This window comes from Plasticicumulans acidivorans (genome assembly GCF_003182095.1).
Lineage (GTDB): Bacteria > Pseudomonadota > Gammaproteobacteria > Competibacterales > Competibacteraceae > Plasticicumulans > Plasticicumulans acidivorans.
On the sequence record NZ_QGTJ01000001.1, the window covers coordinates 528577 to 554683 of the forward strand.

A 26107-nucleotide genomic window follows, 5' to 3' on the forward strand; every position below is an offset into this window, starting at 1 on the left:
TCACAGCTGAATCCATGCGGATGAAATGGGAATACAAAAGCTATCGAACGCGCAACACAAACAGCTATAAAAACAACATATTGTTTTGCTGCTTCGCACCATTTCTCGACCATGTAGATGAAATATTGACTTTATCCAGAATGCTGGGAAAGAATGCAGACGCGTTCGTGACACAGTTCATAACAACCATATGCAGGTCACAGCCACATTCGGCAGTTGCATTCGGGGGAATGTCTTGCCAAGACTCAATTGCGCCGAGTTTCAGCGCTTTCAGTGCCAGAGCGAATCATTTCCTATAATGGCACGCCAAACTCACGCTTCACGTGAGCCCTCTTGTTATTGCGTTAACGCTTTTTCGAGTGCCTGCAGAATCTGCAGCGACTCGTTTTCTTATTTCATTTCTTGTTTTTCATTGCCATCAGGACAGCGGATCGCTGCGGCCTTTCCGTAAGGTGCTGCCGCTGCGTGTTAAACGCATGCGGCAATGGCCGGGAGCTGCATTGTCGCCCAGGCGCCAATGCCCGTTTTTGGGGGTCGCCTCCGTCTCAGGAGGCTCAATGTTGACCAGAGGAGAAGCTTGTCATGTCCGAAGAAAAGATCTATCCCGTCCCGGCCGACGTAGCCGCGAAGGCGTGGATCAACGAGGCGCAGTATCAGGAGATGTATGCGAACTCGGTGAACGACCCCGATGGCTTCTGGGGCGAAAAAGCGTCCGAGTTTCTGACTTGGTTCAAGCCCTGGGACACAGTCAGCGATTGCGACTTCAAGGCCGGTCGCATCAAGTGGTTCGAAGGCGGCAAGGTCAACGTCAGCTTTAATTGCCTCGATCGCCATCTGGCAACGCGCGGTGATCAGGTCGCAATCATTTGGGAAGGCGACAGCCCGAATGAAGATCGCAAGATCACCTATAAGCAGCTGCACGAAGAAGTTTCCCGGTTCGCCAACGCGCTGAAAGACCTCGGCGTCAAAAAGGGCGATCGCGTCTGCATTTACCTGCCGATGATTCCGGAAGCGGCGGTGGCGATGCTCGCCTGCACGCGTATCGGCGCCATCCATTCCATCGTCTTCGGCGGCTTCTCCCCGGACGCGCTGCGTGACCGCATCGTCGATGCCGAATGCGCCGTCGTCATCACCTCCGACGAATCCATGCGCGGCGGCCGTGCCGTGCCGCTGAAGGCCAATGCCGACAAGGCAGCGGCCAACGCGCCCTGCATCAAGAACATCGTCGTCGTCAAGCGCACCGGCGGCAACATCGCCTGGGTCGAAGGCCGCGACGTCTGGTACCACGACGTCGTTGCCGCCGCCTCCACCGATTGCCCGGCCGAGGAAATGGACGCGGAAGACCCGCTGTTCATCCTCTACACCTCGGGTTCGACCGGCAAGCCGAAGGGCGTGCTGCACACCACCGGCGGCTACCTGCTGTATGCCGCGGTGACGCACAAGTACATCTTCGACTACCACGACGGTGACGTGTACTGGTGCACGGCCGACGTCGGCTGGGTTACCGGCCACAGTTACATCGTCTACGGCCCGCTCGCCAATGGCGCGACCACGCTGATGTTCGAAGGCGTGCCGACCTACCCGAGCTCCACCCGCTTCTGGGATGTCGTTGACAAGCACCAGGTCAACATCTTCTACACCGCACCGACGGCGATCCGCTCGCTGATGCGCGACGGTGAGGAGCAGGTCAAGGCCACCAGCCGCAAGTCGCTGCGTCTGCTCGGCTCGGTCGGCGAACCGATCAACCCAGAAGCCTGGGAGTGGTACTACCGTGTCGTCGGCGACAGCCGCTGCCCGATCGTCGACACCTGGTGGCAGACCGAGACCGGCGGCATCCTGATCACGCCGCTGCCGGGCGCCACCGCGCTCAAGCCGGGCTCGGCGACGCGGCCGTTCTTCGGCGTGATGCCGGCGCTAGTGGATGCCGAAGGCAACGAGCTGGAAGGCGCGACCGAAGGCAACCTGGTGATCAAGCGTTCCTGGCCGGGCCAGATGCGCACGATCTTCGGCGACCACAACCGCTTTATCGAAGCCTACCTGTCGACCTACCCGGGCACCTACTTCACTGGTGACGGCGCCCGCCGCGACGAGGATGGCTACTACTGGATCACCGGCCGCGTCGATGACGTCATCAACGTTTCCGGTCACCGCATGGGTACCGCCGAGGTCGAATCCGCCCTCGTGCTGCACGCTGCGGTCGCCGAAGCGGCGGTGGTCGGCTTCCCGCACGACCTCAAGGGCCAGGGCATCTACGCCTACGTCACGCTGATGGCCGGCATTGAGCCGACTGATGCGCTGCGCAAGGAGCTGGTCGCCCACGTGCGCAAGGAAATCGGCCCGATCGCCACACCGGACGTCATCCAGTGGGCGCCCGGCCTGCCGAAGACCCGTTCCGGCAAGATCATGCGCCGCATCCTGCGCAAGATCGCCGCGAACGAGTGCGAGGGCCTGGGCGATACCTCGACGCTCGCCGATCCGACGGTCGTCGATGACCTGATCGACAACCGCGCAGCGAAGTAAGCCGTCCGCTTCCGCACGATCATGGCCCGGCCCCGCGACTCGCAGGGCCGGGCTTTTCATTTAGCGAAAGCTATTGCGCAGGCAGCATTGCAAGTCCTAGGCGCTACACCGATGATTCCTACGTGGACCGCATGAAGACGGAGGCCACCGATGAGTGACATGGACCCGATCGTCGGCAACTGGTACCGCGACCTCGAATCTCAGGGCTGCTTCGAAGTCGTTGCCTTCGATGAAGATGCCCGTACCGTCGAAATCCAGTATCAGGAGGGTGAGGTCGAAGAAATCGAGCTCGATGCCTGGTACGACATGGTGCTCGAAGGTATCGACACACCCGACGACTGGAATGGCGCATTCGACGATCTCAACGGCGAGGATCTCGGCTATTCCGATGCCGACACCCGGCGCAGCCGCGAAGATCCACTCGGAGAAGTGGACTGAGTGAGCCCCTGCACGGCACGCTCACTCGCGGCCGTCAGCGCTATCCGCCTGCATCATTCTCTATCCCGGTGCTTCGGCGGCGGGTATCCGCTCTGTCTGCAGCCTGTCTCGACGCCTTGAAGCCAACGTTTCGCGGCGGTGTGTGCCGACCGTATCGGCGCGCCGCGAGCATGGGCGTCCGCCTGTGCCCCGATTGGCTGCCTCGCGGGCGGGCGCGTATGCTCGGGCGCCCCAACCACCGGCCGCCGTGCCTGCGCTCCGCTTCGAGGTTTCCGATGAGAACGTACCTGCCTCTTCTCGCCGCGGCCCTGCTGCTCGGCGCCTGCGCCGGCCAGGGCGAAAGCACCGATCTGCGACCACGCAGTGTGCTCACACCACAGCAGCTGGAAACCACCGCCCGCGAGGCCACCGATCAGCTGCGCGACACGCAGCCGCTGCTGCGTGAGCGCGAAACCAACAGCTACGTGCGCTGCGTCGCCGATGCGCTGATCCGAGCTCTGCCGGGTGATCCGGGCAACTGGCGGGTCACGGTCTTCATCGACAATTCGCCGAACGCCTTTGCTCTGCCGGGCGGCGACATCGGTCTCACCGCCGGTCTGCTGCGCGTACTCGACAACCAGGACCGGCTGGCAGCCGTCATCGCTCACATGATCGCCCACCAGCAGGCGGGGGACATCAGCGCGCGCGCCGCCGAACATCCGTTGCCACTCGGCACGCCGGTGAGCCGCGAAACCCTCGGTGTGCTCGGTGTAGGCCCCTCGCTCGGCACCTTGCAGCCCTTCGATGCCGCACAGGAGGCCACCGCCGATCAGACGGCCCTGCAGCTGATGGGGCGTGCCGGCTTCAACCCGGCCGCCGCCGAACACGCCTGGAAGGCGCTGCAGGCCGAGCGTGCGCTCGCCGCCGCCGGCAACGGCACGACGCCCGAGATCCTGACCATGCACCCGGCCGATCACGGCCGCCTGTCGGCACTGGCCAGCGTCCCGCCCCAGGCCATTCAGGACTTCGACAACCGGCGCCTGCGCAACCAGCGTCCGGAGTGCGGCGGCCGCGAGCCCGGCGAGTACACCTTCTGAGCCCTGCCGGCGTGCCCGCCCCGCTTTCCGAGCGCGCGCTGATCGCGCTGCTCGGCAGTGTGCAGTTCATGCTGCTGGTCGGCTTCATGATGGTGATGCCGCTCGGCCCGGACTTCGCCGCGGCGCTCGGCATCCCCGCCGCCAAGCTCGGCTGGATCGCCGGCGCCTATACCGCTGCCGCCGCCGTCAGTGGACTGCTGAGTTCGAGCATCCTCGACCGCTTCGACCGCCGCCATGCCCTGCTGCTCGCCGCCTGCGGCATGAGCCTCGGCCACCTTGCCGGCGCCTTCGCCCCGGACCTGACGATGCTGCTGGCCAGCCGCGTGCTCGCCGGCGCCTTCGGCGGCCCGGCCTCGGCGCTGTCGATGTCGATCGTCGTCGACGCCGTCGCGCCACAGCGGCGCGGCCGCGCGCTCGGCGCCATCATGGGCGCGTTCTCGCTGGCCTCGGTCATCGGCGTGCCGATCGGCCTGCAGCTGGCGCAGTGGTTCGACTGGCGGGCGCCGTTCATCTTCGTCGGCGCGAGCGGACTGCTGCTGATCGCCGTGCTCGCCGCGCGCCTGCCAGCGCAGCGCGCCCACCTCGCCCATCCGCGTGAAAGCGGCCTGTTGCGGCTGCTGCGCCCGCTCGACATGCGCATCGCCTACCTCACCGGCATGAGTGGCATGATCGCGGGCTTTCTGGTCATCCCCAACATCTCGGCGTTCATCCAGCTCAATCTCGGCTATCCGCGCACCGACATCGGCATGCTTTATCTGGTCGGCGGCGCGATCAGCTTTTTCACCACGCGACTGGCCGGCTGGATGGCCGACCGCGTCGGTGCCGTCAGCACCGCATCACTGGCAACCGTCGGACTGATCGCCTCGATCCTCATCGGCTACGTCTTCGCCAGCGGCGTGCCGGTGATGGTGTTCTTCGCCCTGTTCATGGCCTGCAACGCGATGCGCAACGTCAGCGCCAGCAGCCTGACCACCGCCGTGCCGCGCGCGCAGGAACGCGCCGGCTTCATGGCGATCTCTAATGCCACGCAGCACATTGCACTGGCCAGCGGCAGTTTCCTGTCGGCGCAGATGCTCACCAACGCCGCCGATGGCCGCCTGCTCGGCATGCCGCAGGTCGCCATGCTGGCGGCATCACTGGCCGTGGCACAGCCTTTGCTGATGTCCTGGCTCAGCCACCGCCTCACCGCCCGCGACGCCGCCGCCAGCGCCCGCGATTCCTGAGGGAGATCAGGCAGATGAACGCCCGCCTACCACTCGATTTCGACCTGCGTTACCTCGAACTTCCAGACGACATGTACGAGCGGGTGTTACCTATCCCGCACGGTTCGCATCACCTGGTGCACGCCAATCCGGGCGCCTTCGAGCGGCTCGGCCTCGACCCGGCGCTCGCCGACGACCCCGCCTTCGTCGCGCTGTGCGCCGGTCATCAGCTGCCGCGCGGCGCCAAGCCGATCGCCACCGTCTATGCCGGCCACCAGTTCGGCGGCTGGGTGCCGCAGCTCGGTGATGGCCGCGCGCTGCTGCTCGGCGAGCTGCGCGACCCCCACGGCGAACGCTGGGAAGTGCAGCTCAAGGGCGCCGGGCCGACGCCGTTCTCACGCATGGGCGATGGCCGCGCCGTGCTGCGCTCGACGATCCGCGAGTACCTGTGCTCGGAGGCGATGGCCGGCCTCGGCATTCCCAGCACGCAGGCCCTGGCGATCATCGGTTCCGACGGCCCGGTCTACCGCGAAACCCTGGAAACCGGTGCGATCCTGGTGCGGCTGGCACCGACGCACATCCGCTTCGGTCACTTCGAGTACTACGCCCACTCCGGCCGCCACGAACGCCTGGCGCAGCTGGCCGACTTCGTCATCGAGCATCACCTGCCCGAGCTCGCCGAACGGCCCAAGCCCGAGCGCTATCTCGGCCTCTACGAGCACGCCGTCGACTGCACCGCCCGCCTGCTCGCCGCCTGGCAGGCCGTCGGCTTCGCCCACGGCGTGATGAACACCGACAACATGTCGATCCTCGGCCTGACCATCGACTACGGCCCGTTCGGCTTCCTTGACGGTTACTACCCCGGTTTCATCTGCAATCACTCCGACGCCGCCGGCCGCTACGCCTTCAAGCGCCAGCCGCAGATCGGCTGGTGGAACCTCGCCTGCCTGGAAGCCGCACTGAGCCCGCTGGCGCCGCGCGAGGCGATGCGTCCGCTGCTCGACAGCTACGGCGATCGCTTCGAGTCCTGCTACTTCGACCTGCTGCGCGCCAAGCTCGGCCTGCGCGAGACCCGCGCGGAAGACCCGGAACTGATCATCGCCTTCCTCGACCTGCTCGCCGCCTACCGCAACGACTACACGCAGACCTGGCGCCTGCTGGCCAACTTCCGGCGCGACGCTGACAACACGGCGCTGCTCGATCACTTCGTCGACCGCGAACGCTGCGCCGCCTGGGCCGTGCGCTACGCCGAGCGCCTGCGCGCCGAAGGCTCCGACGACGCCGAACGCGCCGCGCGCATGAACCGCGTCAATCCGAAATACGTGCTGCGCAACTGGCTGGCGCAGCGCGCGATCGAGCGCGCCCAGGCAGGCGACTACGCCGAGATCGATCGCCTGCTACACATCCTGCGCACGCCCTGTGACGAACATCCCGAAGCCGCCGACTGCGATGCCCCGCCGCCGGACTGGGCGCGTGACATCGAGGTCAGCTGCTCGTCCTGAGCCGTCAGTGGCGGCGCGGAGCCGGCTCGCCGAGCAGCCGGTCGATGCGCCGCAGCAGGGCGATCAGCCCGGCGGCGTCGAGGTCGGTGCTCTCCCAGGTCAGCTCGGCGAGCTCGGCCATCTGGCTCGGGAACGGCGGCAGCGTGCCGAGCTCCAGCAGCTCACCGAGGCGCGGGAGCAGCACCCACTGCAGCCATTGATGGAAGAACATCGTGTCGTGGCAGAACGGCACGGTGCTGGCGAAGCAGTCGGCGCCCGGCGCCTCGGCTTCCCAGAGTTCGAGCCGGCGCAGTTCGGCTTCCAGCTCGAACAGCGCGGCGATCAGCGCGGTATGGCGTTCAGTCATGCGAGGGCCTTGGTGCTCGATCAGCGAGGGCGCGAGAATAGCGCACCGCCCTCGCGCAGACCCGCTCCATGCCCGTCATCCTGCAGACCGCCGCGCTGTTGATCCTCTCCAATGTGTTCATGACGTTCGCCTGGTATGCGCACCTGAAAAACCTCGCCGACCGGCCATGGTGGATCGCGGCGCTGGCGAGCTGGGGCATCGCGCTGTTCGAATACCTGATCCAGGTGCCGGCCAACCGTATCGGTCACGGCACCTACGACATCGGCCAGCTGAAAATCCTGCAGGAAACCATCACGCTCGGCGTGTTCGTGCCCTTCGCCGTGTTCTACATGGGCCAGCCGCTGAAGCTCGACTACCTGTGGGCTGGCCTGTGCCTGCTCGGCGCCGTGTACTTCATCTTCCGCAGCTGATGCGCAGTCCTGCTATCGTGGCGCCCCCGCCACCTCCAGCCCCGATCCGCCGATGCTAGCCCTGAAGAACCTGAGCCTGCAGCGCGGCAGCAAGCCGCTGTTTGAAAACGTCAGCCTGACGATCTTCCCCGGACAGCGGGTCGGCGTCACCGGCGCCAACGGCAGCGGCAAGTCCTCGCTGTTCGCGCTGCTGCGCGGCGAGCTGCACGCCGATCGCGGTGACGTCGACCTGCCGCCGAAATGGGTCATCGCCCACGTCGCCCAGGAAACCCCGGGCGTCGATACGCCGGCGCTCGACTACGCCCTCGACGGCGACCGCGAGCTGCGCGCGATCGAGGCCGAACTCGCCGCCGCCGAGGCCGATCCGCAGCACTGCGGCCTGCGCCTCGGCGAACTGCATGCGCGCTTCGATGCCATCGACGGCTGGACGGCGCGCACGCGTGCCGCGCAGCTGCTGGCCGGCCTCGGCTTCGCCCAGGCCGATCTGCAGCGGCCGGTGGCGAGCTTCTCCGGCGGCTGGCGCATGCGCCTGAACCTCGCCCGCGCGCTGATGTGCCGCTCCGACCTGCTGCTGCTCGACGAGCCGACCAACCACCTCGACCTCGACGCGGTGATCTGGCTCGAAGGCTGGCTGCGCAGCTACCCCGGCACGCTGCTGCTGATCTCGCATGACCGCGACTTCCTCGACAACGTGGTCGACGCCATCGCCCACGTCGAGCAGCTCGGCATCAGCCTCTACCCCGGCAACTATGAAGCCTTCGAGCGCCAGCGCGCCGAGAAGCTCGCCCAGCAGCAGCAGGCGCACGAGCGCCAGCAGCGCGAGATCGCGCACCTGCAGAGCTACATCGACCGCTTCCGCGCCAAGGCCACCAAGGCGCGGCAGGCGCAGAGCCGCATCAAGGCGCTGGGGCGCATGGAGCTGATCGCTGCCGCACACGTCGACTCGCCGTTTTCCTTCGCCTTCGAAGAACCGCGCGCGATGCCGCATCCGCTGCTTGCACTCGACGAGGCGGCGATCGGCTATCCCGGCCGCGAAATACTGCAGCGGGTCAAGCTGACCATCCAGCCGGGCACGCGGCTCGGCCTGCTCGGTCCCAACGGCGCCGGCAAGTCGACGCTGATCAAGGCGCTGGCCGGCGAGATCGCGCTGAGCGCCGGCAGCCGCAGCGAGGGACAGGGCCTGGCGATCGGCTACTTCGCCCAGCATCAGCTCGAAGTGCTGCGCCCCGAACGCTCGGCGGTGCAGCACGTGCAGGCGCTGTCGCCGACGGTCTCCGAGCAGGACATCCGCAACTTCCTCGGCGGCTTCGATTTTCGCGGCGATCGCGCACTGGAGCCGATCGCACCGTTCAGCGGTGGCGAAAAGGCGCGGCTGGCGCTGGCACTGATCGTCTGGCAGCGCCCCAATCTGCTGCTGCTCGACGAGCCGACCAACCACCTCGACCTCGACATGCGCCACGCGCTCAACCTCGCGCTGCAGGACTACGCCGGCGCGCTGATCGTCGTCTCCCACGACCGCCACCTGCTGCGCTCGACCACCGACGCCTTCCTGCTGGTCGGCGAAGGCCGCGTGCGCCCGTTCGACGGCGATCTCGACGATTACCGCGACTGGCTCGCCGAGCGGCAGAAAGCCGCCAGGGCCGCCAGCGAGGAGCCGAAACCGGCCAGCGGCAACAGCGCCGCGGAACGCCGCGAGCAGAAGCGCCTCGACGCCGCCGAACGCCAGCGGCTGGCGAACCTGCGCAAGCCGCTCGAACGCAAGCTCGCGCAGGTCGACAAGCAGCTCGAACAATGCAACCAGGAAAAATCCGCCGTCGAAGCCCTGCTCGCCGACACCACGATCTACGCCGAGGCCCGCAAGACCGAGCTGCGCGGTGCACTCGCCCGCCAGGCCAGCCTCGCCCAGCGCGTCGACAGCCTGGAAGAACAGTGGCTGGAGCTGAGCGAGCAGATCGAAACCATCAACGCACAGGGCTGAGCCGCGCCGCGCCTCAATCGAGCAGGCCGGCGGCCTTCAGTGCAGTGCGCACGCTGGCCACCCCGAGGCGGCGGCGGCCGTCGAGTACCACCTGTTCGACAGTATCGAGTGCGGCGATCAGGCGAGCCGGATGGTCGCTGCAGTGGCGCAGCAGCAGCGCGGTGACATCTGCCGGCAGCAGCAGGCCGCGCCGGCCGGCACGCGCGGCCAGTAACGCCGCGCGGCCGGCGGCATCGAGCGGCTGCAGCTCGAAGCTCATCGCCGACTCCAGACGCTCGCGCAGGCCGGCGTGCGGCAGCTCGGCGACCGGGCGATCGGCAGTGACCAGCAGCCCGCCACCGACGTGGTGCAGGCGCCCGATCAGTGCGTCGAGCGCCGCTTCCCAAGCGGTATCACCGGCCACCGCGTCGAGATCGTCGACGCAGACCACGGCGACGTTCTCCATGCCGTCGAGGGCGGCGAGCGGCAGGCGCTCGGCCGCCTGCAGGCCGATGCGCACGGTGCTCTGGCCGCGCGCGCTGGCGGCATTGCATACCGCCTGCACCAGGTGTGTGCGCCCGGAGCCGGCCGGTCCGCACAGATAGATCACCGGCTCACCCGGCTGCCCGGTGAAACGCGCCAGCCGCTCGATCGCCGGAGTGTTGGCGCCAGCGAGGAAATTGTCGAAGCTCGCCCGCTCGCGGGCATTGAAACCGAGTGGAATCTGCGCACTCATGGCGACATCAGCCTTCGTAGAGATCGCTGGCAAGGTAGCGGTCGTGCGTATGGCGCAGCAGCACCATGACGATCGACGCCACCGGCAGCGCAAGCAGCACGCCGAAAAACCCGAACAGATGGCCGCCGGCCAGCACCGCGAAAATCACCGCGACCGGGTGCAGACCGATGCGCTCGCCGACCAGCCGCGGCGTCAGCACCGTGCCTTCAAGTGCCTGACCGATGGCGAACACGCCGGCGACCAGGGTCACGTGCAGCAGATCCTGGTACTGCACCAGCGCGGCGACGCCGGCCACGCCGATGCCGACGATGAAGCCCATGTACGGCACGAAGCTGACCAGCCCGGCGAGCAGGCCGATCAACAGCCCGTAATGCAGGCCGAGCAGCGTCAGGCCGACGGCATAGATTGCGCCGAGCGCCAGCATCACCGCGAACTGCCCGCGCAGGAATGCGCCGAGCACCTCGTTGGTCTCCGCCGCCAGCGCGCTGACCGGCGGTTCGATGCGCCGCGGCAGCAGGGCGCGGATGCGCGCCACCAGCACGTCCCAGTCGCGCAGCAGATAAAAGGTCAGCACCGGCACCAGAAACAGGTTGACCAGAAAACCGATGACCACGCTCGACGAGCGCGCCGCGGTCGCCAGCAGCGTCTGCACGATGCCGCCAGCCTTGCCGAGCGCCTGCGTCAGCTCGCCCTTGAGCGCGTCGATGTCGACCAGCGCCGTATCGATCGGCAGATGATCACGCAGCCACGGCAGGCCGCTGTGCTTCAGCCAGTCGAGCACCGCCGGCCCCTGCTGCACCAGATTGACCAGCTGGCGTTCGAGACTCGGCACGATCACCAGCAGCAACAGCAGCAGACTGCCGATCAGCGTGACGAACACGCTGACCACCGCCGCGGTGCGCGACAGGCCCCAGGCTTCCAGGCGATCGGCGAGCGGGTCGCCGAGGTAGGCGAGGATCGCCGAGAACAGGAACGGCGTCAGCACCGGCGCCAGCAGCCACAGCAGGCCGCCGAGCAGCAGCAGCCAGAAGCCGACGCGCAGTTCAGCAGCCATCGCGGCGCCTGCCCTGCTGACGAGCCTTGCGTCCCCAGCGCTGCACATAATCGAAGCCGCTCCACAGCGTCAGCAGCGCGGTGACGTAGATCAGCAGATGCAGCAGCAGCGGCGGCAGCGTCCAGGCGCCATGGTTGAGCAGCAGCGCGAAGATCAGCGTCAGCTGCGCCAGCGTGTTGCACTTCGACACCCAGGTCGGCGCCGCCTGCAAGTCCTCGATCAGCCACTGGTAAGCAACCGCGCCGATAATGATCAGCAGGTCCCGGCCGATGACCAGCACCATCAGCCACAATGGCAGCTCACCGCCGAGGCCGAGCACCAGAAAGCAGCCGACCAGCAGCAGCTTGTCGGCGATCGGGTCGAGGATGCCGCCGAGGCGGCTGGTCCAGCCGAAGCCCTTGGCCAATGCACCGTCGAGCGCATCGGACACGCCGGCGAGCACGAACAGCAGCAGCGCCGGCGTGAAGCGCTCGTGCAGCAGCAGCCACAGCAGCGGCGGCACCAGCAGGATGCGCAGCACGGTGATCAGATTGGGGAGATGTCGCAGCTCCAAGCGGGCCATCCGTCAGTCGGGGGCGGGACGTGACCGGCGGAGTGTGGGTAAGCCGCCGGAGCCTTGTCAAATCGACGCCTCGGCGCGCGCGCCACGGGTCGGCGTGTAGAATGGCCGGCCTCGCGCGCAGCCGCACGGGCGCCCGCGCCCCCCGAAAAGTTTCCGCAAGCATCAGGTATGCCCCCGTGACCGAGTCATCCAGACCTTCCCTCAGCTACCGCGATGCCGGTGTCGATATCGATGCCGGCGAAGCACTGGTCGAACGCATCAAGCCGCACGCGAAGCGCACCAGTCGTCCCGGCGTGCTCGGCGGTCTCGGCGGCTTCGGCGCGCTGTTCGAGCTGCCGCTCGACCGCTACCGCCAGCCGGTGCTGGTCTCCGGTACCGACGGCGTCGGCACCAAGCTGCGCCTGGCGCTGGAAAGCGGCATCCACGACACCATCGGCATCGACCTGGTGGCGATGTGCGCCAACGACATCGTCGTCGCCGGCGCCGAACCGCTGTTCTTCCTTGATTACTACGCCACCGGCCGCCTCGACGTCGACACCGCCAGCACCGTCATCAAGGGCATCGCCGACGGCTGCGCCCAGGCCGGTTGCGCGCTGGTCGGCGGCGAGACCGCCGAGATGCCCGGCATGTACGAGGGTGAGGACTACGACCTCGCCGGCTTCTGCGTCGGCGTCGTCGAGAAAGACCGCATCCTCGACGGCAGCAAGGTGGCACCGGGTGACGTGCTGATCGGCCTGGCATCCAGCGGCCCGCACTCCAACGGCTATTCGCTGATCCGCAAGATCCTCAGCGTCAGCGGCGCCAGCCTCGACGACGCCTTCGGCAACACCACGCTCGGACGCACGCTGCTGGCGCCGACGCGCATCTACGTCAAGCCGCTGCTCAAGCTGCTGGAGAGCATCGGCGTCCACGCCTTCGCCCACATCACCGGCGGCGGCCTGCCCGACAATCTGCCGCGCGTGCTCGCCGACGGCACCCGTGCGGTCATCGACACGCTGAGCTGGGAGCGCCCGGCGGTGTTCCGCTGGCTGCAGGAGCAGGGCGGCGTCGCCGAGGCCGAGATGTTCCGCACCTTCAACTGCGGCGTCGGCATGGTGGTATGCGTCGCGCCGAACGATGTCGACCGCGCCCTGGCGATCCTCTGCGCCGCCGGCGAACAGGCCTGGGTACTCGGCCACATCGACGCCGCGACCAACGGTGCGCGCGTGGAGTTCGTGTCGTGAGCGGCAAAGCCGGCCTGGTGGTACTGATCTCCGGGCGCGGCAGCAATCTGCAGAGCATTCTCGACGCCTGCGCCGACGGCTCGCTGGCGGCCGAGGTGCGCGCGGTGATCAGCAACCGGCCGGGGGTCTACGGCCTAGAGCGCGCCCGCGCCGCCGGCGTGCCGGCGCTCGAACTCGACCACCGCGACTTCGCCGACCGCGCAAGCTTCGAAGCCGCGCTCGCCGAACGGATCGACCGCTACGCGCCGGATCTGGTGATCCTCGCCGGCTTCATGCGCATCCTCGAAACCGGGTTCTGCCAGCACTACCGCGGACGCATGCTCAACATCCACCCCTCGCTGCTGCCGAAGTTCCGCGGCACCCACACCCACGAACGGGCGATCGCCGCCGGCGAAACCGAGCACGGCGCCAGCATCCACTTCGTCACGCCGGAGCTCGACGGCGGGCCGGTGTTCGCGCAGGCAGTGGTACCGGTGCTGGCGGGCGACGATGCCGATACGCTGGCGGCACGCGTGCTCGAACAGGAACATCGCCTCTACCCGCAGGCGATCGACTGGTGCGCCCGCGGCCGCGTGCGCCTCGACGGTGACGGCGTGCTGTTCGACGGCGAACCGCTGCAGCAGCCGCGGCGGCTGACACCATGACCCCCAGGCGCGCGCTCGGCCTGCTGGCGGCTGCCTGCCTGCTGCCGGCACTGGCGCTGGCGGCCCCGACCACCGACGGCCTGCCGCCGTTCAGCGCGCGCTACACCCTCGCCTTCTCCGGGCTGACCATCGGCGAGGCGGTGGTGCGCCTCGAACGCGACGGCGAGCACTACCGCATGCTGTCGACCGCCAGTGCCAAGGGACCGTTCGCGATGATGGTGCCCGACCGCCTGCGCGAGGAGGCCGAAGGCCGCTTCAGCGCCGATGGACCGCTGCCCGATCGCTATCTGCACGAGCGCAGCGGCGGCAAGGACGAGGAACTGACACGCATTCGCTTCGACCGTCAGGCCGGCAAGGTCTACGTCCTCGACGACGGCCGCCAGGCCGAGCTGGAGCTGCGCCCGCAGATGGTCGACCCGCTCGGCCTGCAGCTGCTGGTGATGTGGCGGCTGCGCAGCGGCCAGCCGCTCGGCAGCGTCGAGCTGGTCGATGACGCCACCCCCAGCCAGTACACGGTCAGCGAAAAAGGCCACGAGACGGTGCAGACCGGGCTCGGCGCGCTCGATGCGGTGCGCCTGGATCGCGGCCAGCCCGGCGACAAGAAAGTGCTGCGGCTGTGGTTTTCGCCGCGGCTGGGCTGGCTGCCGGTGCAGATCGTGCAGCTGCGCAAGGGCCGCGAGACGCTGCGCATGACCCTGCTCGACGCCCACGGCGTCCCCGATCCATAACGCGCCATGATCCTGCAGGAAACGCTCGACATCGCCACCCGCGGCCGCGGCACACAGGAGATCAGCGCACAGATCGCCGCGATCGTCAGCCGCAGCGGCATTCATACCGGGCTGGCCCACGTCTTCATCTGCCACACCAGCGCCTCGCTGCTGCTCAGCGAGAACGCCGACCCCGACGTGCGTCGCGACCTCGAACGCTTCCTGCAGCGCATCGCACCTGACGGTGCGCCCTGGTACGCGCACGATGCCGAAGGGCCCGACGACATGGCCGCACACATCCGCTCGGTGCTGACCGCCAGCGAACTGACACTGCCGGTGCGCGCCGGCCGGCTGGCGCTCGGCACCTGGCAGGGCGTGTACCTGTGGGAGCACCGCCATGCCGCACACCGGCGGCGTGTGATCGTCACCGTACACGGCGAGGCGGCATGAAAAGCCGCATGCGCTTGCGGGTATCGCTGGCGCTCGCCGCGCTGGCCCTCACCGCCGCATCCGTCGCCGAGCCGCTGCCGGAGTGGAGTGCGCGCTACGCGCTGCAGACGCGCGGCGTCACCGTCGCCAGTGCCCTGCTGCAAAACCGCCACGAAACCAACGGCAGCACGCTGACGCTGCGCGTCGAAGGCGGCGGCGTCAGTGGCTTTCTCGGCGAGCTCGGCCGCGCCGAGCTGTTCTCGGTCGATACCGGCGACGGCAGCCGGCCGCTGAGCTTCATGGTGCACGCCAACCCGCCGTTCACCGCCGCGACCACGTTGAGCTACGACTGGGGGGCGGCGCAGCTGATCGCCCGCCACGGTGACCGTCTGCCCGAAACCCTGGCGCTCGACGACACGCTCGCCGACCCCATGGCATTTCTCGTGCGCCTGCTGGAAGCACGGCGTGCCGGCATCGCGGCACCGACGCTGCTGCGCGTCCCCTACGCCGACGGCGTCAAGGAATACCGCATCCAGGCCCTCGGCGAGGAAAACCTCGACACCGTGCTCGGACAGCGGCAGACCGAAAAATACGAACTGGCGCGCAGCGGCGGCGGCAACAAGGTACGCATCACCGTCTGGCTGTCGCCGGAGGACGACTGGCTGCCGGTGCTCGGCGTGCGCAGTCGCAAACAGGTCGAAAAAGCGCGTGTGCAGCTCGAAGCCCTGAGCCATCCATGAACGCTGCGCCCGCGACGCTCCGCGCCGGCCTGCTGCTGCTCGGTCTGGCGCCGGCGACCGAAGCCGCACCGCAGGTGCCGTTTCACGCGCACTACGTGCTCGGTGCCGCCGGCTTCAATGTCGGCACCGCCGAAGTGCACGGTCGTCTCGACGCACAGGGCCGCCTGCTGGTAACGGCGCGCGCCGACGGCACCGGCCTGGTCGGCCTGCTGCTCGGCAAACTCGGCGATGCACGCTTTCTGGTCGAGCACGACGCGGCCGGCGACCGGCCGCTCGACTTCGCCATCCGCGTCGACTCGCCGTTCGACGCCCGCGTCGTCGTGCACTACGACTGGACACAGCGGCAGCTCGACGTCGACTACAACGGCAGCGAACGCCACGATGCCCTCGACGCCGGCACCGGCGACCCGTTCGCGCTGATGCTCGCCATCGGCGATGCGCGCCGTGCCGGTCGCGAGCCGCCGAACTTCTGGCAGACACCGGATCACGAGGGTCTGCGCCGCTACAGCATCGTGCGCCAGGGCGTGGAACGCATCGACACCGGCCGCGGGCCGCTGCTGACCGAGCGCTACGACTGCGTACGCGAGCTGCGCGAGGGTGAAGACACGCTGCGCATCGTCATCTGGCTGGCGCCGGAGCTCGACTGGCTGCCGGCCAGCGGCAGCCGCCTGCGCGCCGGCCGCGAAAAAGCGCGCTTCACACTGAGCGACTGGGCGCGCGAGTGATGCCGCTCAGGTACGCGGCAGCGTGACGCCGACCTGGCCCTGGTATTTGCCGCCGCGATCGGCGTAGGAAACATCGCAGACCTGGTCGCCACCGAAGAACAGCATCTGCGCCACGCCCTCGTTGGCGTAAATCACCGCCGGCAGCGGCGTGGTGTTGGAGAACTCCAGCGTCACGTGCCCTTCCCATTCCGGCTCCAGCGGCGTGACGTTGACGATGATGCCGCAGCGCGCATAGGTGCTCTTGCCGAGGCAGACCACCAGCACGTCGCGCGGGATGCGGAAGTACTCGACGGTGCGCGCCAGCGCGAAGCTGTTCGGCGGGATGATGCAGCGCTCGCCGCGCACCTCGACGAAGCTGCGCTCGTCGAAGGCCTTCGGGTCGACCACCGTCGAGTGGACGTTGGTGAAGACCTTGAATTCATCGGCACAGCGCACATCGTAGCCGTAGCTCGAAGTACCGTACGAAACGATCTTCTGGCCATCGGCGCTGGCGCGCACCTGACCCGGCTCGAAGGGCTCGATCATGTGCTGCTCGGCGGCCATGCGCCGGATCCAATGGTCGGACTTGATGCTCACGGAAAGCTCCTGCAGCCGTGGCGAAGCGCCTGACGGCAGACGAAAAAAAGGGCGCGCAGTATAACGGCGCGCCCCCGGCCTGACGATGCTCAGGCCGTCTCAGGTCTTCTGGATGACGATGTTCGGGAACTTGTGGCTGTAGTCGCGCGCACTCAGCGACAGCTTGGCCGCGGTGCGGCGGGCGATGTCGCGATACATCATCGCGATCGTCCCGTCGGGCTCGGCGGCCACCGTCGGGCAGCCGGAATCGGTCTCCTCGCGGATGCGGATATCGAGCGGCAGGCTGCCGAGGAAGCTCACCTCGTACTGCGCCGCCATGCGCTCGCCGCCGCCCTCGCCGAAGATGTGCTCGGCGTGACCGCACTGCGAACAGATGTGGATCGACATGTTCTCCACGATGCCGAGGATCGGTACCTGGACCTTTTCGAACATTTTCAGGCCTTTGCGCGCATCGAGCAGGGCAATGTCCTGCGGCGTGGTGACGATCACCGCCCCCGACACCGGCACCTTCTGCGCCAGCGTCAGCTGGATGTCGCCGGTGCCCGGCGGCAGGTCGATGACCAGATAGTCGAGGTCCTTCCAGCGCGTGTCGCGCAACAGCTGCTCCAGCGCCTGCACGGCCATCGGCCCGCGCCAGACCATCGGCGTTTCCTCGTCGATCAGGTAACCGATCGACATCGACTGCAGGCCGAGGCTCGGCACCGGCTCGATCGACTTGCCGTCGGTCGACTCCGGCTGCTGCATCACGCCGAGCATGCGCGGCTGCGACGGGCCGTAGATGTCGGCATCGAGGATGCCGACGGTGGCGCCGTCGGCGGCCAGCGCCAGCGCCAGATTGACCGAGGTGGTCGACTTGCCGACACCGCCCTTGCCGGAGGCTACGGCGATGACGTTCTTCACGTTCGGCAGCGGCTTGAGCCCCTTCTGCACCTCGTGGGCGATGACGCGGCTGCTGACCTTGACCTCGGCACGTGCAACGCCGGGCACGGCCTCAAGACGCGCGCGCAATTCGGCGGCCAGCGTCGCACCGTAGTTGCCGCAGGGGAAGCCGAGTTCGACGTCGACCTCGACGCTGTCACCGGCAATACGGACGTCCTTGACGCACTTCGCTGCCAGCAGATCCTTGGTCAGATACGGTTCCACGTAAGCCTGCAGCGCCGCATCCACCTGCTGCCGGGTCGGGCTCGACATGAGTACTGCCTCCGCAATGCTTCAGAAAAAACGGTTGGTCCCGCGCAACGGGACGGGCGTGCATTCTAACCAAGCGCCCGCTGCATAAAACCCGCGGAAAACTGCGGTTCCTGCCATGCGGGACTCAGCGTCCCCTCATGAAAGATCCGTGCCGCCGGCGCGGCGCAGGTAGGCCGCGATGTCGACGTTGTCGATCTGCCCGGCGGCGACGTGCGCGGCGGCGTAGTCACGCCAGACCCCGGCGCGCAGGAACAGGGCGAACAGCTCGCCGTCGATGTGTGCCGCATCGCGCATGCGCGCCATGATCGCCAGCGCCTCGGAGAGTTTCTTGCCGGGCTTGTACGGCCGGTCGGCTGCGGTCAGCGCCTCGAAGATATCGGCAATCGCCATCATCCGCGCCAGCACGCTCATCTGCTCGCCGCGCAACCGGCGCGGGTAGCCGGTGCCGTCCATGGTCTCGTGGTGGCCGCCGGCGATCTCCGGCACCGCCCGCAGGTGGCGCGGAAACGGCAGACGTTCGAGCATGCGAATGGTCTCGATCATGTGGCCGTTGATCTTGAAGCGCTCTTCGGCGGAGATGGTGCCGCGTTCGACGCACAGATTCTTCAGTTCGCCGCGATCGTAGAGCAGCTCCGGCACCTCGACGCGAAACCCCCAGGGGTTGTCTGGCGCGATGCATTCGCGCTCGCCACGCTCGATGCGGTGCTCGGGGCGGTCGGCGAGCAGCGGTTCGTCGACCGGCAGCGGCGGCGCCGGCATGCGCGCCTTGCGCGCCAGCTCCTCCTGCGACAGGCCGATGCGGTCATCGAGCGTGCGCCGCCAGGTGCGCCGGGCGATGGCCTGCAGGCGCTCGATGGCGGCGCGGGCGAGGAACTCGCCGCCCTGATTGCAGCGCGCGACGAAGGCGAAATCATCATCCAGCGCCTGCCAGGCGGCATCGCGGCGGGCACTCGCGGCGGCGTCATCCGCGCCGTCGGCGCGGGCCCGCCAGTAGTCGATTTCGGCATCGCGCTTGAGCACCTCGAAGCGCATGCGCACTTCATGCAGGCGGTCATACAGCGTTTCGAGCTTTGTCGCCTTGTCGACAACGTACTCCGGCGTGGTGACCTTGCCGCAGTCATGCAGCCAGGCGGCGACATGCAGCGCCTCCCACTCGCTCGGGCTCAGCGTGAAGCCGGCGAACGGCCCCTCGCGCTCGGCGCAGGCGGCACGCGCCAGCATTTCGGCGAGCACCGGCACGCGGGCGCAGTGGCCGCCGGTATACGGGCTCTTGGCGTCGATGGCATCGGCGAGCAGCTTGATCAGCGCGTCGAACAGCGCCTTCTGCGCGCGGATCAGCTGGCGTGCTTCGAGCGCGATCGCCGCCGTGCCCGACAGCGCGCGGATGAAATCGAGCTGCGCCGGGTCCGGCACGTGACCGAGGAACAGCACGATGCCGCCGAGCAGCGTGCCGCTGCGATCGTGCAGCGGCACCGGCACCCGCGCCAGGCGCCCGGCGCCGAGCGCGGCGAACAGCGGCTGCAGGTGTTCGGGAGCTGCCTCGGCGGCGAGCCACTGCGCCTGCGTGCCGCCGGGCTGCACCAGCAGGCGCTCGATCTCCTGCGTCGAGAAGCGCGCGCTCAGTTCGAGTGCGCGGCCGTCGCGCAGCCGCGCACCAACCACCTCGAAGGCATCGCCCCGTTCATCGAGGAAATACAGCAGGCCGGCATCGGCGGCGGCGATGTCCAGCGTATGCGCCAGCAGGCTGGCGGTCAGCCGCTCGAAGTCCGGCTCGGCAGCGGTCGATACCGACAGATCGAGGAAACTGCGGATGGTGCGCTTGAGCCGGTCGAGCGTCTCCGCCAGCGCATCGACTTCACTCACCACCGAGCCCACCGCCACCGGCGCCGCGAACTCGAAGCGGCGGATGGCATCGGCCTCGCGCGCCAGCGCCTGCAGCGGCCGCGCGATCAGTCGCGCCAGCAGCAGGCCGAGCAGCATCGCCACCACGGCGATGAGCAGCGCCAGCAGCAGGCCGTGGTTGAGCAGCGCCCGCGCATCCGCCAGCAGCACGGCAACCGGCACCGCCACCGCCAGCCGATAGCCCGGTGCGCCGCGGCTTTCCAGCGGTACCAGCACACCGCGCCAGTCGCGCCCCTGCGCGGAAAAAGCATGTGCGCGCTGGGCAAGCTCGGGCTGCTGCACCGCGCTTGCCACCAGCGCCGACAGTGCACTCGCACCGTACATGTCGATGCGCGGCAGCTCGGCGTCGCTGCGCGCCAGTGCCGCGTGGTGGGCCAGCGCGTTCTGCGCCAGCACCCGCCCTGCGGCATCGAGCACGGCGATCTGCGTATCGGCGAACTTGAGGCTGCGCCCGAGGTGCGCCGACAGGCCCTGCAGCGTGATGTCGGCGGCGACCACGGCATCGGCCTGCGTGCTGTGCAGCGCCACGGTCTGCCCGACCTCGTCGCTGAGGAAATAACGATACGGCCCGCTGAAAGCCCGCCGCCCCGGCGTCGCGGCCAGCGCCGCGCGGTACCAGGGCCGCGTGCGCGGATCGAGCGCGGCGTAATCCGGGCGCTCGTCGCTGCGCAGCACCTGCAGGCCGGCATCGAGGTAGACGAAGCGGGCCTGCGCCACGCCGCTGCCGCGCTCGATGCTCTGCGCCAGATAACGGCTGTCGGACGGTGCGCCGATCGCGGCGGCGGCACTCGACGCCGGCTCCGCCGCCAGCCGCCGCAGCAGGAAGAAATCACCGTCGGCGTAGCCGATCTCCAGCGCGGCGAGCGTCGGCAGGCGTTCGAGCGTGGCGGCGAGAAAGCGCGCCTGGGCGAGGCGCTCATCGAGCGTCTTCGCCTGCACGATCGGCTGCAGCGCCAGCAGGTCGACCGCCATGCCGACCGGCGCGAACAGGCCCTGCACGTCGTAGAGCGTCTCGCTCTGCAGACGCTCGAAGTAATCGTCGACGGCTCGTTCGAGCAGTTCGGCGGTGCGCAGGTAGTTCAGTGTGATCACCGCACCGGCCACCGTCGCAACCATGACGACGATCAGCACGGTGATCTCCACCTGCAGGGAATAGTGGCGACGCTGGGACTGAGACATCACGGTTCTCGCAAGGCGCGCGCGGCGCGGGTGCCCCGGCAGGCGGCGCGTGTCCGCTGCATCCCGCGTCGCGGTGATGCCGCACCGCGTCAGGCCGATGCCGCATATGGAACATTAGCCGGCCGCGCTTGCAAGCACACTGGTGCGTGCAGCGGCCGTCGGCCGGCGCTGTTCCGTCGCCCGGCCGCTGCGCCTATCCTGCCGGTGCGCGCACCCGCGCACCCTTTTCACCACTCAGGGAGATCGCCGATCCATGAAAGCCAGAGCCGCCGTAGCCTGGGCACCGAAGCAAGCGCTGGACGTGACCGAAATCGATGTCGAAGGCCCGCGCGAAGGTGAGGTGCTGCTGCGCGTCGTTGCCACCGGCGTCTGCCATACCGACGCCTTCACCCTCTCCGGTGACGACCCGGAAGGCGTCTTCCCCTGCGTGCTCGGTCACGAGGGCGGTTGCATCGTCGAGGAAGTCGGCCCCGGCGTGAAGACGCTCAAGCCCGGCGACCACGTCATCCCGCTCTACATTCCCGAGTGCGGCCACTGCGAATACTGCGCCTCGACCAAGACCAACCTGTGCCAGTCGATCGCCTCGACGGTGTGGACCGGCTACATGCCCGACGGCACCCGCCGCTTCAGCAAGAACGGCTCGCCGATCTATCACTACATGGGCTGCTCGACCTTCAGCGAGTACACCGTGGTACCGGAGATCGCGCTGGCCAAGATCAATCCCGCCGCCCCGCTCGACAAGGTCTGCCTGCTCGGCTGCGGCATCACCACCGGCATCGGTGCGGTGCTCAACACCGCCAAGGTCGAGCCGGGCTCGACGGTCGCCGTGTTCGGTCTCGGCGGCATCGGCCTGTCGGTGATCCAGGGCGCGGTGATGGCCAAGGCCGGCCGCATCATCGCCGTCGACATGAACCCGGCGAAGTTCGAAATGGCACGCGCGCTCGGTGCCACCGACTGCGTCAACCCGCGAGACCACAGCGTCAGCGTCAAGGAAGTCCTCGTCGAGATGACCAACGGCGGCGTCGACTACTCCTTCGAGTGCATCGGCAACGTCGAGGTGATGCGCGAAGCGCTGGAATGCACGCACATGGGCTGGGGCGTGTCGACGATCATCGGCGTCGCCGGTGCCGGCAAGGAAATCCACACGCGGCCGTTCCAGCTGGTCACCGGCCGCACCTGGAAAGGCACGGCCTTCGGTGGCGTCAAGGGCCGCACGCAGCTGCCGGGCTACGTCGAAAACTACATGAACGGCACCATCAAGATCGATCCGATGGTCACTCATGTCCTCGGCCTCGAAGACATCAACAAGGCGTTCGATCTGATGCACGAAGGCAAGAGCATCCGCTCGGTCATCGTCTTCTGACCGCCCCGCCCTTCTCCGCCGGCCGCCCGCGCGCGGCCGGCCCGTCCAAGGATTCCCCAACGATGCTCAACCTCGAACGCGTCGAGCGTATCCGCGAGCACGGCGGCTGGCTGGAGCGCTACACGCATGCCTCGGTCAGCTGCCGCTGCACGATGACCTTCTCGATCTACCTGCCGCCGCAGGCCGAGCATGGCCCGGTGCCGGCGGTGTACTGGCTCTCGGGCCTGACCTGCAGCGACGATAATTTCCGCGTCAAGGCCGGCGCCCAGCGCTACGCCGCAGAACTCGGCCTGGCCCTGGTGATCCCCGACACCAGCCCGCGCGGCGCCGAGGTGCCGGACGACCCGGGCTACGACCTCGGCCAGGCCGCCGGCTTCTACGTCGAGGCCACGCAGGCGCCGTGGTCGACGCACTACCACATGCACGACTACGTCAGCCGTGAACTGATCGAACTGATCGAAGCCAACTTTCCGGTCGTCGCCGGCGTGCGCGCGATCAGCGGCCACTCGATGGGCGGCCACGGCGCGCTGGTGCTGGCGCTGCGCAATCCGGGGCTGTACCGCGCCGCCTCGGCCTTCGCGCCGATCTGCCACCCGCTGGCCTGCCCGTGGGGCGTGAAGGCGTTCAGCGCCTACCTCGGCGAAGACCGTTCGAGCTGGCGCGCCTGGGACGCGACCTGCCTGATCGAGGACGGCGCCACGCCGCTGCCGCTGCTGATCGATCAGGGCAGTGGTGATGAATTCCTCGCCGAGCAGCTGCACCCCGAGGCCCTGCAGGCCGCCTGCGCCGCCCGCAGCATCCCGCTCGAACTGCGCATGCAGCCCGACTACGACCACAGCTACCACTTCATCGGCAGCTTCATCGGCGAGCACCTGGACTGGCTCGCGGGGTATTTGCAACGTTAATACCCTTTTCAGGAGGCACGGTTCGCTGCACATTGGGAATATACCCGGCATGGATGCCGGTCACTCCCAGCCCAGCGACGCGAGGCCTCCCTAATGTCGACACCTGCCGCACCCATCAGTCCCGACGCTTCGCTTGGTCTCGAATGCCAGAAACTGGCACCCGAGTCCGTCGCCGAAGTCCGCCGCGAGATCGAGCACCACCTCGCGACGACCCTCGGCCGCCACAAGCAGAACGCCACGCGTCGCGACTGGTGGCTGTGCACCGCACACATGGTGCGCGACCGCATTTACAAACGGCTGATCCAGACCCAGGCCACGCACAGCGCGCACAACACCAAGCGCATGTACTACCTGTCGCTCGAATACCTGATCGGGCGCATGCTGATCAGCAATCTGATCAACGCCGGGCTGCTCGACACCACGCAGTCGGCGCTCGCCGAGCTGGGCATCGACCTGTGGGAGGTCTGCGAGGAAGAGGTCGACATGGGGCTCGGCAACGGCGGCCTCGGCCGCCTCGCCGCCTGCTACCTCGATTCGCTGGCCACGCTCGACCTGCCGGCGATCGGCTACGGCATCAACTACGAGTTCGGCCTGTTCCGCCAGGAGTTCGTCAACGGCTATCAGGTCGAGCACCCCGACGAATGGGCACGCTACGGCACGCCGTGGCAGCTGTGCCGGCCGGACTACACGCAGACGGTGCGCATCTACGGCTATGTCGAGGATCGCTTCGATGCCTGCGGCAACCCACACCCGGTCTGGCTCGGCGCCAAGGAAGTGCTCGGCGTGCCCTACGACGTGCCGATCGCCGGCTACGGCACCGGCACCGTCAACTTCCTGCGCCTGTGGTCGGCGCGCGCTTCGGAAGAATTCGATCTGCAGGTGTTCAACGAGGGCGGTTACGTCGAGGCGGTACGCGAAAAGGCGATGACCGAGAGCTTCTCCAAGGTGCTCTACCCGAACGACCGCACCGAGAACGGCAAGGAGCTGCGCCTGGTGCAGCAGTACTTCTTCGTCGCCTGCTCGCTGCGCGACATCATCCGCCGCTGGCGGCGCAGCGAGGCCGACTGGGACACCTTCCCCGACAAGGTCGCCATCCAGATCAACGACACTCATCCGGCGATCGCCATCGCTGAGCTGATGCGCGTGCTCCTCGATGAGGAGGAACTGCCCTGGGGCCGTGCCTGGGACATCGTCACCCGCACCTTCGCCTACACCAACCACACACTGATGCCCGAAGCGCTGGAGCGCTGGGGCATGCCGCTGTTCGGCCGCGTGCTGCCGCGCCACCTGCAGATCATTTTCGAGATCAACGCCCAGCTGATGCAGCGGGTGCTGGCGCACTGGCCCAACGACCTCGACCGCATGCGCGAAATGTCGATCATCGACGAGCGTGACGGCAAATCGGTGCGCATGGCCAACCTGGCGGTGGTCGGCAGCCATTCCACCAACGGCGTCGCCGCGATCCACTCGGAACTGATCAAGGAGCGCCTGTTCCCTGATTTCTATGCACTGTGGCCGGAGCGCTTCAACAACAAGACCAACGGCATCACGCCGCGACTGTGGCTGCTCAACGCCAACCGGCCGCTGGCCAGGCTGATCGACGAGCGCATCGGCCACGGCTGGACCCGCGATCTGCAGCGTCTGGGCGAGCTGGAACAGTGGGCCGACGACGCGGCGTTTCAGAACGCCTTCATGGCGATCAAGCGCACCAACAAGGAACGCCTTGCCGAAGTCATCGCCCGCGAGTGCGGCGTCACCGTCAGCCCCGATGCGCTGTTCGACGTGCACATCAAGCGCCTGCACGAGTACAAGCGCCAGCACCTCAACCTGCTGCACATCCTGACGCTGTACCGGCGCCTGCTGAACAATCCGTCGCTCGACATTCCGCCGCGGGTGTTCATCTTCGCCGCCAAGGCGGCGCCCGGTTACGAGCTGGCCAAGACCATCATCAAGGCAATCAACTCGGTGGCGATGCGCGTCAACAACGATCCGCGCATCGGCGACCGGCTCAAGGTGGTGTTCCTGCCCAACTACCGCGTGTCGCTGGCGATGCGCATCATCCCGGCGGCCGACGTCTCCGAGCAGATTTCGACCGCCGGCACCGAGGCCTCGGGCACCGGCAACATGAAGCTCGCGCTCAATGGCGCGCTCACCGTCGGCACGCTGGACGGCGCCAACATCGAGATCCGCGACGCCGTCGGCGAGGACAACATCTTCATCTTCGGCATGACCGTCGAGGAGGTGGAGGCCCTGCGCAAGCGCGGTTACCGCTCGACCGACTGGTACGCCGCCGATGCCAATCTGCGCACCGCCATCGACTGGCTGTGCTCGGATTACTTCACCCCGGGCGAACCCGGTGTGCTGGCACCGCTGCGCCACAGCCTGCTCGAAGGCGGCGACTACTACCTGGCGCTGGCCGACTACGCCGCCTACTGCGCCTGCCAGGATCAGGTCGGCGAGGCTTACCGCGATCGCGCTCAGTGGGCGCGCAAGGCGATCCTCAACACGGCGCGCGTCGGTTACTTCTCCAGCGACCGCGCGATCCGCGAGTACGCCAGCGACATCTGGCAGCTCGACCCGCTGCCGGTGTCCTGAAAGCACGGCGCTGACGGCGGCCTGCGCTCGCCGTCAGCGGCCGCCAGCCCCCGTCTCGACACCGGTGCCACGACCGCCGGGTGATACGCCGGCGCCGCGGGCTGTGCGCCGGCGCTCAGGCCGGC

At 67.9% G+C, this 26107-nt stretch carries 23 protein-coding genes; 16 read left to right on the forward strand and 7 right to left on the reverse strand.

Annotation, left to right across the window (positions count from 1 at the left end):
- The first annotated feature begins 582 nt into the window (after nucleotides 1-582).
- The 5 genes from acs (at nucleotide 583) to C7443_RS02125 (ending at nucleotide 6738) form a co-directional block, all read left to right on the forward strand.
- Nucleotides 583-2520 carry an acetate--CoA ligase gene (acs, locus tag C7443_RS02105; protein ID WP_110016915.1) on the forward strand — a complete coding sequence of 646 codons (1938 nt, stop codon included), beginning with the start codon at nucleotides 583-585 and terminating at the stop codon, nucleotides 2518-2520.
- A 150-nt stretch (nucleotides 2521-2670) separates the two neighbouring features.
- Nucleotides 2671-2958 carry a DUF6763 family protein gene (locus tag C7443_RS02110; RefSeq protein WP_110016916.1) on the forward strand — a complete coding sequence of 96 codons (288 nt, stop codon included), beginning with the start codon at nucleotides 2671-2673 and terminating at the stop codon, nucleotides 2956-2958.
- Between the two features lie 275 nt (nucleotides 2959-3233).
- Nucleotides 3234-4034 carry a M48 family metalloprotease gene (locus C7443_RS02115; protein WP_170123454.1) on the forward strand — a complete coding sequence of 267 codons (801 nt, stop codon included), beginning with the start codon at nucleotides 3234-3236 and terminating at the stop codon, nucleotides 4032-4034.
- 11 nt (nucleotides 4035-4045) lie between these two features.
- Nucleotides 4046-5257 carry an MFS transporter gene (locus tag C7443_RS02120; RefSeq protein ID WP_110016918.1) on the forward strand — a complete coding sequence of 404 codons (1212 nt, stop codon included), beginning with the start codon at nucleotides 4046-4048 and terminating at the stop codon, nucleotides 5255-5257.
- A 14-nt stretch (nucleotides 5258-5271) separates the two neighbouring features.
- Nucleotides 5272-6738, forward strand: coding sequence for a protein adenylyltransferase SelO (locus C7443_RS02125; RefSeq protein WP_110016919.1), 1467 nt, complete (start codon nucleotides 5272-5274; stop codon nucleotides 6736-6738).
- Between the two features lie 4 nt (nucleotides 6739-6742).
- Here C7443_RS02125 and C7443_RS02130 read toward each other — a convergent pair whose 3' ends face one another.
- Complete coding sequence (locus C7443_RS02130) at nucleotides 6743-7084, reverse strand: YqcC family protein (protein WP_110016920.1); 342 nt, start codon at nucleotides 7082-7084, stop codon at nucleotides 6743-6745.
- 68 nt (nucleotides 7085-7152) lie between these two features.
- Between C7443_RS02130 and C7443_RS02135 the strand changes: the two genes are divergently transcribed.
- Together C7443_RS02135 and C7443_RS02140 are read left to right on the forward strand one after the other, a co-directional pair.
- Nucleotides 7153-7494 (forward strand): DMT family protein, encoded by a 342-nt coding sequence (locus tag C7443_RS02135; protein WP_110016921.1) that lies wholly within the window; start codon nucleotides 7153-7155, stop codon nucleotides 7492-7494.
- 52 nt (nucleotides 7495-7546) lie between these two features.
- Nucleotides 7547-9472, forward strand: coding sequence for an ATP-binding cassette domain-containing protein (locus C7443_RS02140; protein WP_110016922.1), 1926 nt, complete (start codon nucleotides 7547-7549; stop codon nucleotides 9470-9472).
- 13 nt (nucleotides 9473-9485) lie between these two features.
- On the opposite strand, the gene C7443_RS02145 is transcribed toward C7443_RS02140, so the two are convergent.
- The 3 genes from C7443_RS02145 to C7443_RS02155 are packed head-to-tail and all read right to left on the reverse strand — an operon-like array spanning nucleotide 9486 to nucleotide 11794.
- Nucleotides 9486-10187, reverse strand: a complete 702-nt coding sequence (locus C7443_RS02145; protein ID WP_110016923.1) for an HdaA/DnaA family protein — start codon at nucleotides 10185-10187, stop codon at nucleotides 9486-9488.
- A gap of 7 nt (nucleotides 10188-10194) precedes the next feature.
- Nucleotides 10195-11241 (reverse strand): AI-2E family transporter, encoded by a 1047-nt coding sequence (locus tag C7443_RS02150; RefSeq protein WP_110016924.1) that lies wholly within the window; start codon nucleotides 11239-11241, stop codon nucleotides 10195-10197.
- Nucleotides 11231-11794: a CDP-alcohol phosphatidyltransferase family protein gene (locus C7443_RS02155; protein WP_110016925.1), complete on the reverse strand. Its 564-nt coding sequence runs from the start codon at nucleotides 11792-11794 to the stop codon at nucleotides 11231-11233. The genes C7443_RS02150 and C7443_RS02155 overlap by 11 nt, the downstream gene beginning before the upstream one ends.
- 185 nt (nucleotides 11795-11979) lie before the next feature.
- Here C7443_RS02155 and purM point away from each other — a divergent pair, with 185 nt between their 5' ends.
- The 6 genes from purM to C7443_RS02185 are packed head-to-tail and all read left to right on the forward strand — an operon-like array spanning nucleotide 11980 to nucleotide 16271.
- Nucleotides 11980-13026, forward strand: coding sequence for a phosphoribosylformylglycinamidine cyclo-ligase (gene purM / locus C7443_RS02160; RefSeq protein WP_246004502.1), 1047 nt, complete (start codon nucleotides 11980-11982; stop codon nucleotides 13024-13026).
- Complete coding sequence (purN, locus tag C7443_RS02165) at nucleotides 13023-13670, forward strand: phosphoribosylglycinamide formyltransferase (RefSeq protein WP_110016927.1); 648 nt, start codon at nucleotides 13023-13025, stop codon at nucleotides 13668-13670. Before purM ends, purN begins: the two co-directional genes overlap by 4 nt.
- The gene (locus C7443_RS02170; protein WP_110016928.1) at nucleotides 13667-14398 is read left to right on the forward strand and encodes a DUF3108 domain-containing protein; all 732 of its coding nucleotides are present in this window, start codon (nucleotides 13667-13669) and stop codon (nucleotides 14396-14398) included. Before purN ends, C7443_RS02170 begins: the two co-directional genes overlap by 4 nt.
- A 6-nt stretch (nucleotides 14399-14404) precedes the next feature.
- The gene (locus tag C7443_RS02175; protein WP_110016929.1) at nucleotides 14405-14827 is read left to right on the forward strand and encodes a secondary thiamine-phosphate synthase enzyme YjbQ; all 423 of its coding nucleotides are present in this window, start codon (nucleotides 14405-14407) and stop codon (nucleotides 14825-14827) included.
- On the forward strand, nucleotides 14824-15546 hold the full coding sequence (locus C7443_RS02180; RefSeq protein WP_110016930.1) for a DUF3108 domain-containing protein: 723 nt from the start codon (nucleotides 14824-14826) through the stop codon (nucleotides 15544-15546). The genes C7443_RS02175 and C7443_RS02180 overlap by 4 nt, the downstream gene beginning before the upstream one ends.
- Nucleotides 15543-16271, forward strand: coding sequence for a DUF3108 domain-containing protein (locus C7443_RS02185; protein ID WP_110016931.1), 729 nt, complete (start codon nucleotides 15543-15545; stop codon nucleotides 16269-16271). The genes C7443_RS02180 and C7443_RS02185 overlap by 4 nt, the downstream gene beginning before the upstream one ends.
- A gap of 6 nt (nucleotides 16272-16277) precedes the next feature.
- On the opposite strand, the gene dcd is transcribed toward C7443_RS02185, so the two are convergent.
- From dcd to C7443_RS02200, 3 genes are all read right to left on the reverse strand, one after another.
- Nucleotides 16278-16847: a dCTP deaminase gene (dcd, locus tag C7443_RS02190; RefSeq protein WP_110016932.1), complete on the reverse strand. Its 570-nt coding sequence runs from the start codon at nucleotides 16845-16847 to the stop codon at nucleotides 16278-16280.
- A gap of 99 nt (nucleotides 16848-16946) precedes the next feature.
- Nucleotides 16947-18038 (reverse strand): iron-sulfur cluster carrier protein ApbC, encoded by a 1092-nt coding sequence (gene apbC, locus C7443_RS02195; protein ID WP_110016933.1) that lies wholly within the window; start codon nucleotides 18036-18038, stop codon nucleotides 16947-16949.
- Between the two features lie 135 nt (nucleotides 18039-18173).
- Complete coding sequence (locus tag C7443_RS02200; protein WP_110016934.1) at nucleotides 18174-21119, reverse strand: HD domain-containing phosphohydrolase; 2946 nt, start codon at nucleotides 21117-21119, stop codon at nucleotides 18174-18176.
- 253 nt (nucleotides 21120-21372) lie between these two features.
- On the opposite strand from C7443_RS02200, the gene C7443_RS02205 reads away from it, so the two are divergent.
- The 3 genes from C7443_RS02205 to C7443_RS02215 all read left to right on the forward strand — a co-directional run bounded on the left by C7443_RS02205 (nucleotide 21373) and on the right by C7443_RS02215 (nucleotide 25982).
- Entirely contained in the window at nucleotides 21373-22482 is a 1110-nt protein-coding gene (locus tag C7443_RS02205; protein ID WP_110016935.1) for an S-(hydroxymethyl)glutathione dehydrogenase/class III alcohol dehydrogenase, read from the forward strand.
- Nucleotides 22483-22544: 62 nt separating this feature from the next.
- The gene (gene fghA / locus C7443_RS02210) at nucleotides 22545-23387 is read left to right on the forward strand and encodes an S-formylglutathione hydrolase (protein WP_110016936.1); all 843 of its coding nucleotides are present in this window, start codon (nucleotides 22545-22547) and stop codon (nucleotides 23385-23387) included.
- 93 nt (nucleotides 23388-23480) lie between these two features.
- A complete protein-coding gene (locus tag C7443_RS02215; protein ID WP_110016937.1) occupies nucleotides 23481-25982 on the forward strand; it encodes a glycogen/starch/alpha-glucan phosphorylase in 2502 nt (833 codons plus the stop codon).
- The last annotated feature ends 125 nt before the right edge of the window (nucleotides 25983-26107 follow it).

Coding starts and splice junctions, on each gene's coding strand:
- acs (WP_110016915.1), top strand. CDS start 583: ATGTCCGAAGAAAAGATCTATCCCGTCCCGGCCGACGTAGCCGCGAAG.
- C7443_RS02110 (WP_110016916.1), top strand. CDS start 2,671: ATGAGTGACATGGACCCGATCGTCGGCAACTGGTACCGCGACCTCGAA.
- C7443_RS02115 (WP_170123454.1), top strand. CDS start 3,234: ATGAGAACGTACCTGCCTCTTCTCGCCGCGGCCCTGCTGCTCGGCGCC.
- C7443_RS02125 (WP_110016919.1), top strand. CDS start 5,272: ATGAACGCCCGCCTACCACTCGATTTCGACCTGCGTTACCTCGAACTT.
- C7443_RS02130 (WP_110016920.1), bottom strand. CDS start 7,084: ATGACTGAACGCCATACCGCGCTGATCGCCGCGCTGTTCGAGCTGGAA.
- C7443_RS02135 (WP_110016921.1), top strand. CDS start 7,153: ATGCCCGTCATCCTGCAGACCGCCGCGCTGTTGATCCTCTCCAATGTG.
- C7443_RS02140 (WP_110016922.1), top strand. CDS start 7,547: ATGCTAGCCCTGAAGAACCTGAGCCTGCAGCGCGGCAGCAAGCCGCTG.
- C7443_RS02145 (WP_110016923.1), bottom strand. CDS start 10,187: ATGAGTGCGCAGATTCCACTCGGTTTCAATGCCCGCGAGCGGGCGAGC.
- C7443_RS02150 (WP_110016924.1), bottom strand. CDS start 11,241: ATGGCTGCTGAACTGCGCGTCGGCTTCTGGCTGCTGCTGCTCGGCGGC.
- C7443_RS02170 (WP_110016928.1), top strand. CDS start 13,667: ATGACCCCCAGGCGCGCGCTCGGCCTGCTGGCGGCTGCCTGCCTGCTG.
- C7443_RS02175 (WP_110016929.1), top strand. CDS start 14,405: ATGATCCTGCAGGAAACGCTCGACATCGCCACCCGCGGCCGCGGCACA.
- C7443_RS02180 (WP_110016930.1), top strand. CDS start 14,824: ATGAAAAGCCGCATGCGCTTGCGGGTATCGCTGGCGCTCGCCGCGCTG.
- C7443_RS02185 (WP_110016931.1), top strand. CDS start 15,543: ATGAACGCTGCGCCCGCGACGCTCCGCGCCGGCCTGCTGCTGCTCGGT.
- apbC (WP_110016933.1), bottom strand. CDS start 18,038: ATGTCGAGCCCGACCCGGCAGCAGGTGGATGCGGCGCTGCAGGCTTAC.
- C7443_RS02200 (WP_110016934.1), bottom strand. CDS start 21,119: ATGTCTCAGTCCCAGCGTCGCCACTATTCCCTGCAGGTGGAGATCACC.
- C7443_RS02205 (WP_110016935.1), top strand. CDS start 21,373: ATGAAAGCCAGAGCCGCCGTAGCCTGGGCACCGAAGCAAGCGCTGGAC.
- fghA (WP_110016936.1), top strand. CDS start 22,545: ATGCTCAACCTCGAACGCGTCGAGCGTATCCGCGAGCACGGCGGCTGG.
- C7443_RS02215 (WP_110016937.1), top strand. CDS start 23,481: ATGTCGACACCTGCCGCACCCATCAGTCCCGACGCTTCGCTTGGTCTC.